Source organism: Okeanomitos corallinicola TIOX110, assembly GCF_038050375.1.
Classification (GTDB): Bacteria; Cyanobacteriota; Cyanobacteriia; order Cyanobacteriales; family Nostocaceae; genus Okeanomitos; species Okeanomitos corallinicola.
Genome location: NZ_CP150886.1, coordinates 3876659 through 3890520 on the forward strand (window position 1 = coordinate 3876659; position 13862 = coordinate 3890520).

The window sequence follows — 13862 nt, forward strand, 5'->3', positions numbered from 1 at the left end:
AACAAGTAGCTAAACTTTTGACTGATTCAAATTCACAACATCTTGCAATCTAGAAATTACAAAAGACTTCTCTAAATAAGAGAACAAACCGCCAGCTTTGGGTCCCCGTTCTTTATTTAAAAATGCTAGATACAAAGCCTTAAAAGCATTAGCTGGAGGAACTTGTAACTCCTTAGTAGTTGAGAAAATCACCGTTTGCAATGCTTCCGCTTCCCAGTTAGCAGCATTTTCTAAATTCTCAGCTAATTTCTGCACATAACTTACCTGTTCAGCAGTTAAAGTATTAGCTTTTTCTGGTACTTCTTCTAAATACAGAACTAACTTTTCTTCCTCATCCGCGTAATCTTGCAACCATTTTTGAGCAGAAGCAATTCTTTGATCTACAATAAATTGATCATACTCAGTTAAAGGATTTGCAGTTCTTTGTACCACCTCATCCTGAATATTTAAACGGGGAACTTGCAACAGAGAAATTAAGGTACTGTAATCAAAAGGTTGGAAAGGTTTAATCTCATCACCCAACTGAGCATAAAACAAAGACATTAATTCCTCAGTTAATTCAGAATTATCCTGATACTTACTAATTAAAGTATCGTAATCCCTAAATAGACGGGTAACTGTGTCATAATTGGGAGAGAAATTAATTACTGTTTTCGGCTGAGTTCTTAACATCAAAAACCGTAATAACTCAGATGGTAATAAATCGGCAATTTCTTGCGCACTCGAACCCACACCCTTAGAAGAACTCATTTTTGTCCCATTGACAAGAATAAATTCATAGCGGGAATGGAAAGGAGGTTCTTTATCTAAAACTTTGCGAGAAATGGCATTAGCAACATCCCTAGAACCACCTTTTTGAGAATGGTCTTTACCTGCCATTTCAATAGTTACACCCAATACATCCCACTTAGCAACCCATTCCACTTTCCAAGGTAATTTTCCATTGCCATTAAAAGGAGAAACCCAACCAGAATGACCACAACCTTGTGTGTAGTTAGTTGCATCTGGTTGACAGGTGTAAAAAACCTCCGAACCGTTATAATCGGTCGTTACAGTTGTGGCAATTTTACCGCAATTTTCACAAATAACCTGAAAAGGATACCAGTTATCAGGACGGTCTGCTTTACTGACTTCTTTATATGCTTCTCTGACTAAGTGAGCATTTTTTAAGAAAGTATCAATGTAGGAATTAAGTTTACCAGAACGATATAAATCCCGTAAAAAATAAGTTTCTGGTTTAACTCCTAAATACTCAAAAATTTCAAAAAATTCGCCAATGAAATATTTAGCGTAATCACTCGCACCCTCACCAGGAGAAGGAACATTACACAGAGGAAAACCCAAATAAGGCTTAAATTTTTCCTTGTCTAAATATTTGGGAACGGTATCTAGTGCGTCGTAGTCATCCACACCGTATAAAAATTTCACGGGCTTACCTGCGTGTTTCAAGGCACGGTAAATAACATCATGAATAACCACACCCCGCAATGACCCGACGTGAACCCGTCCTGAAGGAGTCTTAGAATCATTAACTACCTGGAAACCTTGTGCATCAGCAGCGATTTTATCAGCCCAAAACATTAGACATTTTATATTTTGACAATTTCCCTATTTTAACTCTATGGGTTAGGTTGTTGATGATTTTTTTTTGGTTGTTTTTGAAGCCTAAATCAAACTGTGAAATAAATTTGCAATTTATAAATCTCATCCCAGACGTAGAGATTTTACTAACAAACATACTTTGGCAATAAGGCCTGGTCTATTCTCATTATTATTGAGAATGCTGTCAATAAATCAACGAATTTTGGTAATTTCAGCTAGGGTAGTTGACAGTATTGTGAGTTTTTGCTATTGTAATGATATGTCTAGAAATATATCCGCGCCTCATATATATTATAGTTTTGAACTTTTCAAGTTTAGATTTACAGGATGTAAGAAATTCCTGGGTGTAAATTTCCATCACGTCAACAGTAACAGTATTGGTTAAAATTGAAGTATAGAGTTGAGACTTGTTTTAGGTTTGAGGTTAGAAGCAATGACTCAGGAATTAATAGACCTCAGAAATAGTATTTTGCAAGGACATTACGCAGAAGCTTTAGAAATTGTGGATGAATTGGAAGGAATGAGCAAACAAGCTATTCTGCGAAATATCCAATCCTATTTAAAAATTTTATTGATTCATTTGATTAAAAACCAAGTAGAACGGAGATTAACAGCTTCTTGGGTTGCTTCTATTCGTAATGCTATTAGAGAAATTAAAAAGATAAATTTGAAGGATAATAAAAAATCCTATTATGTCAATGAAGATGAATGGAGTAATTTAATTGAGGAAGAAGTGATTGAGGATGCGATAGTTGATGCGAGTTTTGAGGTGATGAATGGTAAATATAGTCGTTCCCAACTTGCAGAAATTGTAGATAAGGATGAGATTTTAGCTACTGCTAATAAATTCTTGTCTTTAACTTATGTTTATTCTGCTAAGGAGTTACCTGTAATTATGGATGATTATATCAGTCAGTTAGTTGGTGGAGAAGATTTCTAAATCAGGATGTCCAGAATTCAAGGATGTACAGGATGGGGTTTGTAAATTGGTAGTGGGGATTTTTGGATGTCGGTGAAAATGAAGATGTTGCAAATTTAAACCCCTATATATATGGAGTCTGATTGCCGTTGTATTTTGGAAATTAATCCCAAATCCAAAATTGCAGAGCCTAAACATCATAAATCAAGACTCCTGAATTCTGCAATATGTGATTTACGACAACAGACAAGATTTTTAGAACATCAATTGATGCTACAACTTCAACTGATATACTACATGACTTTGGCTTTTAAAACTGCTACCTATCACCTGTTAAATCTGCTGAGTTTTAAACCTTTGATTTGACTGCGTGTTGTGAGGTTTGTAACTTTTCTAAACCCCAATCTGGTCGTAATTTAGCCGCTTGACGCAAATAAATGTGTTGAACAGGGGCAGAATTTGGCAAATAGGCGTGAATCAAAAATCGGATGCAGTGCTGTAAGCTGCCTTCAACGTGCATTTGCTGAACATCTAACATGGCTACACTATCCCATAAAGGACGACTGCGGGCGATCGCTGCTGGGAAAATAGCATCTAAATCACGGGTGACAGAAAAAGTAACACTTAAAATTTCTGTTGGTCGCAGTTTGTTCCGCTGTTCTAATTCATCAATTAATTCTGTCACTGCTTCTGTAATTGCTTCTACGCTATTTTCTGCAACGGTTGTTGCACCACGAATTGCCCGCATTTGCCAATCCACGTCCAAATTCCTCCTTAATTAGTAATTTAGTCATTAGTCAACAGTCATTAGTGCAACAATTGCTAACTAATGACTATTGATAATTAATCTACGGTCTATATAACCACAAGGGTAAACCACTTGTAGACATTTCAAATTCCCACCAATCAATTCCAGTCCTAATTCCAGATTTGGCCTGACGACTCCCTGGTAGAATCCGACCCAATAATGGTTTCCGTTCTTCTAGGGTATAGCAAGGTGTTTTCTCTGGATCAAGTCCTACTAATTCCGCAGTCCAACGTCGTGCTTCTTCTTCTGTTCCTAAACGGTCTACAAGTCCTAATTCTAAGGCTTGCTCTCCTGTAAAAATTCTCCCATCAGCGAAGGTTTTTACAGTCTCTACCTCTAGGGAACGAGCTTGAGCTACTGTTTGTACAAACTGCTGATAGCTGACATTGATCAACTCTTGCAATATGTCTTGTTCTGTTTCTGTTAGTTCCCGATCAAAAGACAAAATATCTTTATAAGGTCCGGATTTGATCACTTTAAAGGAAACACCTACTTTTTCTAGTAAGCGTTCTATGTTATTTCCCCGCAAAATTACGCCAATACTACCCGTAATTGTGCCTGGGTTGGACATAATGTGTTCCGCTCCCATGCCAATGTAAACACCACCAGAAGCCGATATATTGCCAAAACTGGCGACTATTTTCGTCTTTTTGCCTAATTGCTTCAGGGCGCTGTATATTTCTTGGGAGTCTCCCACCGTACCACCAGGACTGTCAATACGTAGCAGTAAAGCTGGAAACTTTTTTTCTTCTACGGTTTTTAGGGCTTCTAATACCCTTTTGCGGGTAGCACTAGCGATCGCACCAGTAATTTCAATCCGCGCAATTTGTTTACGAAACTTAGGTCTAAACGGCCAAATCATAAGTAATTTAATCAGCTAATCATAAATTTAATATAAGTTGTCCCGTGGTTAGCTGACTTCCTCTAAATCTTTTAATAAAAACAAGCCAGCAATTATCATGCTATTTATAATCTTAAGGTTTTTTTCATATTTTGTGTGTAGTTCTATTTGCTATATTTCTTCCTAGAGGGAAAAAATCTATAGATTTGTAAATCACTGCGAAAATCTGTAGCAGGGACTCTTTTATTAGTAACAAAGGCAAGCCATAAGTAAGCAAAAAAATTGCCACAACAAACGAGCTATACCAACTAATTAGGAAATCAGGAATAGCTTACCAATGTTTTATGGACTTAATTAAATTAAGTCTAGTTCTAATTTTGTGTGAACGGTACAAACTATATATTTAAGCTTGCAAGTATCTATAACGGAATTAAGAATCAATACGCAGAATTTGATAACGGTAGTAGGCATAGATATCAAATAAGCCACCGACAAAACCAAAAGTGAGACTAATCACCAATAGACCATTAACAGGACTACCAGTACCGAAAGTAGCGAGAAAATGCAGAATTTGAGAGGGGATATCTTCAGTTAGCCCTTGTAGTCCAGGAATAAAACCAGACACACAGAGACAAACTAAGATGCCTCCCACCAGAAACATAGGAGCGATAAAGCTAAAAACCGCAGTTAACAGCAAAGATCGCAAGAAACTAGTAAATATGCTCATCATCAGACATACTCCTAAAGCAAAGTAAAAGATCATAGAGGAACTCTAGGTCAATTTCTACATTACGTGCGATCGCCCCAGAAAAATCAATTTGTCAAAAATCTTAAGTTTTCATTAAAAGGTAAAGTTTATTTAACCATCGAATACAGGCAATATTCCCACAGATGTAAATCCCCCAAATCCTTGCTATATAAAGAACATATAAACTATGAAGACTTGTAAAAGACTAATTTTCATGTTTTACTGTCAATTTACTTTCTGAGAAATAATTTAAATTAAGTTAACGTTTCGGCAAGGACAGAGAGGGTGAAACAGAGGAAAATGACCCAATGCCCCATGACTAATGACTAGAACTTCCGCTATTCTGAAGACATTTACCGAGTTAACTCTAAAACATTGAGCCAGACTATCTTTAAATCCAGTTTAGGTGCATGGGTTCAGCGATTACTAGCAGCGATTTTTTTAGGTGGACAAGTAATAGTTCATCTCATGAAAGGAAAAATCCATCGCCGCAACACCCTAGAACAACTAGCCGCAGTTGGTCCAGACTCTCTATTTATTGCCTTACTCACAGCCATATTTGTGGGTGCTGTATTTACCATTCAAGTAGCCAGGGAATTTATCAACTTTGGCGCAGGAAATCTAGTCGGGGGAGTTTTAGCAGTAGCCCTCACCAGAGAACTAACACCCGTGCTGACCGCAGTAATTTTAGCCGGAAGGGTAGGCTCTGCCTTTGCAGCAGAAATAGGCACAATGAAAGTCACCGAACAAATTGATGCCCTATATATGCTGAAAACAGACCCCATTGATTATTTAGTCATTCCCCGGATTATTGCCTGTTTATTAATGTTACCCATCCTCACCCTACTATCCTTAATTACCGGAATGCTGGGAGGAATGATCATTGCCATCAACATTTATAACCTTTCCGATACAGTATTCTTAGACTCAGCCCGCAACTTTCTGGACATTTGGGACATATTGAGTGCCATGCTCAAAGCCAGTTGCTTTGGTGTTCTCATTGCCATCATTGGTTGTAGCTGGGGGTTAACTACCACAGGAGGAGCTAAAGGCGTAGGACAATCAACAACCACAGCCGTTGTTACTGCCTTGTTAATTATTTTTATTAGCAACTTTTTTCTATCATGGTTAATGTTCCAAGGCACAGGTGGAGGACTAAACCCAGGACTGTAATCAAGTTAAAAGTTAAAAGTCAAAATTAAAAAACTTATGATCACCGACAACTAACAAGGAGAAAATTGTGACCACTTCATCCGTGCCTAACAGCATATCTACAGTAGAACTCAAGCCAAGTTACAATATCCCTGTTGTGTTGGTATTGACTGCCATTCCTTTATTATTGCTGCAACCGTGGTTAGGGGGAATATTTGCCATACTAGGATTATTCCTGATGTTGCAAGCCGTAACATTGCGGTTTCAATTTACCGCCACCGACTTTGATATTTACCGTGGTGAAAAGTTAATTAAGCGTTTTCCTTACCAAGAATGGCAAAACTGGCGAATTTTTTGGCATAGAGTCCCCATCCTGTTTTATTTTAAAGAAATCAACAGTATTCACTTTTTACCGATTTTGTTTGACCCCAAAACCTTAAAATCTTGTTTAGAACAGCGTTGTCCACGAATTTAGTCCTGACTGCTTGCGGTTTATTTGCCTTTTAGAATTACATTATTGTTTATGAACCCAGAGGAATCCCAAACTCCCAAACTCACCGATGAATGGTGGGAAGAGACACCAGCAGAAAGTTCTACAGAGAAAATACAGGAAAACCTCTTAAAAGATGATGATTCAGCATTAGCAGCAGAAACAGCAACATCATTAGAGCAGTCACAACTAGATGCTGTTAATTTGGAGTCATCCACATTCCCTGAAGAACCTAAAATAGAACTGACACAAGAATCTAACAGTGAGTTGGTATCAGCCAAAGTAGAAACCGGGGTACAGTCAGATTTGGAACTTGATTCACTATACACACAAGCAACCCAGCGAGTAACTGAGTTACAAGCAACAGAAGCAGCTCTCAAAGCCGAAATTACCCAACTGCAAATTACCCACAAAACCCTCCAGGGACAAGTCAGCGAAACTCAAACAGCACTGTCAAAAATGGTGCAAGAGTCCTTAGAACTGTTAGAACAACGTAAACAGGCATTGCAAATTTCCGTCGAACAACTCGAAAGAAGACAAGAACGGATTCGTAATGAAATGCGAACTACTTTTGCAGGGACATCACAAGATTTAGCAATTCGGGTACAAGGTTTTAAAGACTACCTCACAGGCAGTTTACAGGATTTAGCCGCTGCCGCAGAGCAGTTACAACTTGTGCCACCGGTGAGAGAAAGAGAAAAACCTGTAGTCAGAGAAGCAAAAGCAGTAGAAAAACAACCCAGTACACTACAATTTTCTCAGCAGCAGTTTCAAGATACAAACAAACAAATTAGGCGTTTAATTGACCAATATCGCAATCAACCTGATTATTATGGTCCGCCTTGGCAGCTAAGACGCACTTTTGAACCTGTTCATGCAGAAAAAGTATCAAATTGGTTTTTTACCTTGGGTGGTAGAGGTGCTTTGCGGACTATGGGTAGCCGTTTGCAGAATATTTTGATTGCTTCATCGGCAATTTCGATATTACATAAATTATACGGTGGTAGTCTACGTACCCTAATTTTAGCCAATAGTCCAGAACGTTTGGGTGAATGGCGACGGGGTTTACAAGATTGTTTAGGGATTGGTCGTCCTGATTTTGGACCAGATAGAGGTGTGGTATTGTTTGAAGCATCTACAGCTTTAGCCCAAAAAGCGGAAAGATTAGTTAAATCTAATCAAATGCCTTTGATTATCGTTGATGATTCGGAAGAACAAATTAGTTTAGGTTTACTACAATTTCCATTGTGGTTGGCTTTTGCACCAGATCCGAAAATGATGCGAAATCGGGATTTTGATGATGATTTTTAATTAGTCATTAGTCATTAGTCATTAGTCATAGGTAATATTTACTTTTCTTTTGACTGTTGACTGATGAGTTCTAACTCTTGTTATAAATTATTAACTTCTGAACTATTCTCAAATCTCAAATTATGGTTATTTGGCTGTCTGTGTGTGGAGTATTTTTTTTCTTAGCTTATCTGTTGGGTTCTTTTCCTACTGGATATATTCTCGGTAAATTGTTAAAAGGAATTGATATCCGGGAAGTTGGTTCTGGCTCAACTGGTGCAACTAATGTGTTAAGAACTTTAGGTAAAGGACCAGGAGCATTTGTCTTGTTAGTTGATTGTTTGAAGGGAGTTTTAGCAATCAATCTAGTTGATGCTTTATTTAATCTAGCTCCCCAATATATCAACTATAATTTCATTCCAGAAAATTTAGATGTACAAATATGGCAACCTTTGTTAGTTACATTACTTGGTTCAGCGGCAATTTTAGGACATAGTAAATCTATCTTTTTAGGTTTTACTGGCGGTAAATCTGTGGCTACCAGTTTAGGTATTTTATTAGCTATGAATTGGCAAGTTGGTTTAGCTACCTTTGGTGTTTTTCTAATAGTTATTGCTAGTTCTAAAATTGTTTCTTTAAGTTCAATTTCTGGTGCTGTTGCGGTTTCGATTTTAATGATTTTATTTAAGCAACCTTTAGCTTATATCTTATTTAGTGTTGCTGGTAGTTTGTATGTAATTATCCGTCATCGTAGCAATATTGAAAGATTATTAGCAGGTACAGAAGCAAAAATCGGGCAGAAGGTGGAAGTAAAGTCTCAAACAAGTGAAGTTATGACTAATCAATAAGGCGTTGCTGCATCAGGGGATGATTTTACCCAATTTCTAAGGATTTTTCAATAGTTTCAACCGCCAATTCATCCCACATTTATGCAACGCCTGATTTTATTCTTTTTCGCAGATGTCTATTATACTTATACCTAATGCACCGTTACACCTTCCAATTCTTCATCACTCAATTCATATAATTGACGCAATTTTTCCAACCTATTTCCATCAGCATCCCACAAACCGCGACCATGTGCTTCTAACATTCTGCTGACAATATTTCTAAAAGCTTCCGGGTTTGCTTGACGTAATTTTTCCGCCATTTCTGCATCTAAAGCATAGGTATCAGCAGCTTGTTCATAAACCCAATGATCACGAAAATCTGCTGTTCCACCCCATCCTATTAAAGCCGTCATCCGTTGGGAAATTTCAAAAGCACCACCAGAACCTTGACTAGCCATTGCATTAGCCCATTTAGGATTTAATAACTTAGTTCTGTACTCCATTCTTAACAAATCATCTAAGTTTCTAGGGGTAGTATCCTTAGAAAAACTTTCCACAAAACTAGCTGTAACTTTCTTCCCACTTTGCTGTTCAGCCGCTTTTTTCAAACCACCAGTATTGGCGTAATATTCCTGAATATCAGTTAAACCATATTCAACAGAATCTATTTCTTGAACAATGCGGTCACTTGTTTTTAATAAAGTCTGTAAAACCTCTGGTCTTGCTTGTCCTTTATCCTGTCTTCCATAACTAAAAACATTGCGACTTTCCCAAGTTTTACCCAACTCATCCCCATTTTCCCAATTACCATCCACAACTCTATCATTAACCAAAGAACCAAAATCACCAGAGGGATTAGAAAACAACCTTGCAGAACAATTTTCCACACCTTGCGCTTTCAATTCCAAAGCGTGTTTCCTAATAAAATTCATTTCTTCCGATTCATCAGCTTCCGCAGCACGACTAAATAAATCATCCAATAATTCAATAATATTCACAAAACTATCACGGAAAATACCAGATAGATTTCCTAAAACATCAATTCTGGGATGTCCCACCTTTTCCAAAGGAATTAAATCATATCTGACAATTCTTCCCGTACCCTCCTTCACAGGTTCAGCACCAACCAATTCTAACAGAATTCCCAAAGATTCACCCTTAGTTTTAATAGCATCCAAACCCCATAATAAAACCGCCACAGTTTCCGGATATTTCTTATTTTCATCTAAATGCTGATCAATAATCTTCTTAGCAATTTCCCTACCTCGTTCATAAGCAGCAGGAGAAGGCATTCTATAGGGATCTAAAGCATGAATATTCCTCCCCGTAGGTAACACCCCAGCCCCATCCCGCAACAAATCACCACCAGGTGCAGGAGGAATAAACTCACCATTTAAACCCCGTAATAAATTTGTTAACTCATCAGTAGATTGATTTAATAAATTTGTAATTTGCTGCTTTTCTTCTTCTCTTTCTTCTTCCCCAAAATACGCATCCAAATAACCCTTTAACTCCTCCTCATTTGGTGCTTCACCTAAAACGTGCAAACCAGAAGAAAACAACCGATTTTCTAACACCTGTAAATACTCATACAACTTCACCAAATAATCATCAAAAGCATGACCACTAAACAGCCTCACATTTTCAGGAGTAAAAGAAATACCCAACCTTTTCGCATCATCAAAAGGACAATCTACCTCCAAACCAGTATCAACAATCTTCTTACAAATTCCCTCCTTCAACACATAATTCTTCTGAGGATCTTCCCGATATTCAGCAATCAAATCCCGTAAACTCACCAACTCCTTATACAAACCTGCCCGTCCATAAGGAGGTACATTATGAGAAATTAAAACCCCATAACCACGACGTTTTGCTAAAATTGATTCCGAAGGATTATTAGCAGCATAGATATATAAGTTCGGCAGATTTCCTAACAGAATATCCGACCAAGAATAACCAGTATTTCCTAACGGTGAACCCGGTAACCATTCCACAGTTCCGTGCATTCCAAAATGAACAACAGCATCAGCTTGAAAATCATTTTGTAACCATTTATAATAAGCTGCATATTGGGGATGGGGAGTTAAATCTCTCTCAAACATCAACCGCATTGGATCACCTTGAATCCCCAAAGGTGGCTGAATACCAATCCAAATATTTCCTAATTGTACACCCCCAATATGTAACTCATCACCATAGGTTTTAATACCAGAACTGGTTAAAGATTTCCATTGTTTTTCAATCTTAGTAGTGCGGAGATATCCTAACCATTTTTCTAATTTATGAACATGAACAGTGTTAGCATTTATGGGAAAAGGTTTATTTTTTTCCCAGGTTTCCAATTCTTCATCTACTGCTTTTACCTGTCTAATTAATTCCTCGCCATCTTCAGGAATTTCACCCACGTGATAACCTTGTTCTTTCAGTGCATGAAGTAATTTAATTAAACTGCGAGGAACGTTTAATAAGGCCGCAGTTCCCACCGCTCCATAACCAGGAGGAAAGCCATATAATATAATGGCAATTTTTCTTTCTGCGGCTGATTTTTGACGTAATGAAACCCAGTTTTTAACTCTATCAATTAAACGCTGTACTCGTTCAGGAACTAAATAAATATCTTCCCCAACTAAACCACCCAAAGGTATAGTATCAATTGCCCCATCTAATTCAGGAAGTGCATATAAAACTACACTTTGCAAACCACCAATTCCTTGACGAGTCCAAGAATGAATATCTTGAATTAATAAAGGTGCAGCAACAATATAAGGGACATTTTTAGCAGTAAGAATGCGTTTTGCAACTTCTATTTGTCGTCCCGCTTCCATTGAACCAGCAGGGCCACCAACTAGGGGAAAACCAATTGTAGAAATGATGGCATCAACTTTTACTGCTTCGGAAGAAAGGGAAGGAGTTTCTATGTTTCCCTGTTGTCTTTGTTGGGTTTCATGGTCAGTTGTCATCCAATCTCTAACAGCAACATGACCTTCAACTCCGTTAATAAAAATTGGTAAAGGTATTAAACCTGATTCTTCAAATTTTTTGATTAATTGGGGAATATATTTCTGTTTTGTAATTACGTGCTTTCTATAAAGCAAAATACCAATAACTGGTAAATTCTTTCTTCCCTGTTCCCTCTGTTGATACCATTCTAAATACAACTTTGGTGATGTAAAATAACCTGGATAATCTGGATGTAATAAACCCATGTTTGGGGTTTCGATAGGTGCAGGAATATCACCAATTTTTAGACCTAAATATTTTTCTGCAAGTGTCCAAAATAAAGCAGCAACATTTTCCGTTCCTCCTGCGTTCCAATAACCATAAATAATTAACCAGTTGCGCAGGTCTTGGACTTTTTGGACTGGAACAAATTTTAATAATTTGGGGCCAATTTTTAAAAAACTAATATAACCTGCTAGTTTATCTTCTTCTTTACCGTTACTGAATTTATCAAGAATGAATTTAACGGGTTTTGGCATTCCTTTGGGTTTATCACCGATGGAAAACGCGCCTATTTTCGTTAAACTCATTAACTCTAGTGCTGACTCAAAAACAAGCCGGATGGGGATATTAGTGATATGCTCCCGTAGCCATAAAACCTGGTCATAGTCAAATATTAAGCTACCGAAAAAAACATCAGCACCTTGAAGTGCAGCCTGTACCTCATCGGGATTAGTAGTGATGTTGCGATCGCTAAATACCTGGATATCCAACTCAGGACAGCGAGAACTAGCCAAAAAAGCCGCTTTTCGGTACAAGTCAGCATTAAAAGATTCAAACCCAGCAATTAAGACAATACGTTTCATAGGATTCATTTATGAAATTTTTCTTTACTTTGATCTTAAACATTGTTGCGAATTAATGGGGGAATATCTACCTAGAGAATAAAATAATGAGTGTATCTGTGGAAGCTGGAAGCATGATCAAAAGTAGATTTAAACTTTTTTTATGGTAATTATAAATATATAGGTTAGATCATGATTGGATAAATATATATAGTGATATGTGATATTATAAATCTGTGTTTTCTGAATAGAAAAAATCCTGAATAAGCCGATTTTCTTAAATTAATCTTTTTGTGAAAGTAAGTTGAGGATACACCATGAAATTTGGAATTGATATGGGGCATAATTGCCCTCCAGACACTGGAGCTAGAGGTATTAAATACGAAGATACTTTAACGATGGAGGTAGGTAATAAAGTTATATCTAAGTTAAAAAGTCTCGGACATACAGCCATATCTTGTACACCAAGTAGTGCCAGATCAGTTAGTCAATCACTTGGTAGACGTTGTGATACAGCAAATAGAAACAGAGTAGATGTTTTTGTTTCGATTCATTTTAATGCTTTCAATGGTAGAGCAAATGGCACAGAAATATTTGCCATGAGTGATGCAGGCAGAAAAATTGCCCAACCTGTATTAAATGAAATTATTAAGTTAGGATTTTTTAATCGCGGTGTTAAAAATGGCTCTCATTTGTATGTGGTTAGAAATACAAATATGCCAGGAATTCTCGTAGAATGTTGCTTTATTGATTCTGCCAAAGATATGCAAATCTACGATAGCGAAGCCATGGCTAATGCTATTGTTAAAGGCTTAACTGGTAAAGTGGCATCGGCCCCTGTCAGCACAGTCAAAGATGAAGAACAGAATACAGATACCACTATTCTCAGACTACAGAAAGCCTTAAATCAACTGAAAATTACGGATAAAAATGGTAAGACTTTGGATGAAGATAACTTCATTGGACCTGCTACAACTTCCGCTGTAGAAAAGTTCCAGAGAATTGTGGGAATTCTACCTACAGGAATGGCAAATAGTGCAACAACATGGAGTGCTATTAATCAAATTCTCTCCAAGAGATTAGTCCAAGGAAATCAAACCACAGGGGCAATAATGAGATACATACAGTATCGTGTAGGTTCTGTTGCCGATGGAATTTATGGGCCAAATACAGAAGCAGCAATCAAGAGATTTCAACAGCAAAATGGTTTAACTGCTGATGGAATTGTTGGCCCAGCAACTTGGCAAAAATTGATAGGATAAGCTGTTACACAGCTAAATTTTATCATCCTAAAATAGTTAAATGTAGTGCGGGCATCTTGCCCGCTAGACTTATACAGCGGAAACCGCTCTTATGAGATACATCTTAGCCCCCTCATCGCTTGCGGGGAGGGG

At 37.5% G+C, this 13862-nt stretch carries 11 protein-coding genes; 6 read left to right on the forward strand and 5 right to left on the reverse strand.

All coding sequences use genetic code 11. The features are described from left to right. Positions 1–9 precede the first annotated feature (9 nt). A complete protein-coding gene (gene lysS / locus WJM97_RS16980) occupies positions 10–1581 on the reverse strand; it encodes a lysine--tRNA ligase (protein WP_353929963.1) in 1572 nt (523 codons plus the stop codon). A 454-nt stretch (positions 1582–2035) separates the two neighbouring features. Here lysS and WJM97_RS16985 point away from each other — a divergent pair, with 454 nt between their 5' ends. Continuing rightward, positions 2036–2542, forward strand: a complete 507-nt coding sequence (locus WJM97_RS16985) for a DUF29 family protein (protein ID WP_353929964.1) — start codon at positions 2036–2038, stop codon at positions 2540–2542. A gap of 328 nt (positions 2543–2870) precedes the next feature. Here the strand turns inward: WJM97_RS16985 and aroH are convergent, their stop codons facing one another. From aroH to WJM97_RS17000, 3 genes are all read right to left on the reverse strand, one after another. Further along, complete coding sequence (aroH, locus tag WJM97_RS16990; protein ID WP_353929965.1) at positions 2871–3281, reverse strand: chorismate mutase; 411 nt, start codon at positions 3279–3281, stop codon at positions 2871–2873. 88 nt (positions 3282–3369) lie between these two features. Continuing rightward, entirely contained in the window at positions 3370–4191 is an 822-nt protein-coding gene (sppA, locus tag WJM97_RS16995; protein ID WP_353929966.1) for a signal peptide peptidase SppA, read from the reverse strand. 409 nt (positions 4192–4600) lie between these two features. Then, the gene (locus WJM97_RS17000; protein ID WP_353933198.1) at positions 4601–4897 is read right to left on the reverse strand and encodes a hypothetical protein; all 297 of its coding nucleotides are present in this window, start codon (positions 4895–4897) and stop codon (positions 4601–4603) included. A 396-nt stretch (positions 4898–5293) separates the two neighbouring features. On the opposite strand from WJM97_RS17000, the gene WJM97_RS17005 reads away from it, so the two are divergent. From WJM97_RS17005 to plsY, 4 genes are all read left to right on the forward strand, one after another. Then, positions 5294–6091, forward strand: a complete 798-nt coding sequence (locus tag WJM97_RS17005) for an MlaE family lipid ABC transporter permease subunit (RefSeq protein ID WP_353929967.1) — start codon at positions 5294–5296, stop codon at positions 6089–6091. 67 nt (positions 6092–6158) lie between these two features. Further along, the gene (locus tag WJM97_RS17010; RefSeq protein ID WP_353929968.1) at positions 6159–6545 is read left to right on the forward strand and encodes a DUF3119 family protein; all 387 of its coding nucleotides are present in this window, start codon (positions 6159–6161) and stop codon (positions 6543–6545) included. 48 nt (positions 6546–6593) lie between these two features. Then, a complete protein-coding gene (locus WJM97_RS17015) occupies positions 6594–7871 on the forward strand; it encodes a DUF3086 domain-containing protein (RefSeq protein ID WP_353929969.1) in 1278 nt (425 codons plus the stop codon). 122 nt (positions 7872–7993) lie between these two features. Next, the gene (gene plsY / locus WJM97_RS17020; RefSeq protein WP_353929970.1) at positions 7994–8698 is read left to right on the forward strand and encodes a glycerol-3-phosphate 1-O-acyltransferase PlsY; all 705 of its coding nucleotides are present in this window, start codon (positions 7994–7996) and stop codon (positions 8696–8698) included. Positions 8699–8829: 131 nt separating this feature from the next. On the opposite strand, the gene bchH is transcribed toward plsY, so the two are convergent. Continuing rightward, on the reverse strand, positions 8830–12489 hold the full coding sequence (gene bchH, locus WJM97_RS17025) for a magnesium chelatase subunit H (protein WP_353929971.1): 3660 nt from the start codon (positions 12487–12489) through the stop codon (positions 8830–8832). A 296-nt stretch (positions 12490–12785) separates the two neighbouring features. On the opposite strand from bchH, the gene WJM97_RS17030 reads away from it, so the two are divergent. Further along, positions 12786–13730, forward strand: a complete 945-nt coding sequence (locus tag WJM97_RS17030; protein ID WP_353929972.1) for an N-acetylmuramoyl-L-alanine amidase — start codon at positions 12786–12788, stop codon at positions 13728–13730. Positions 13731–13862 lie beyond the last annotated feature (132 nt).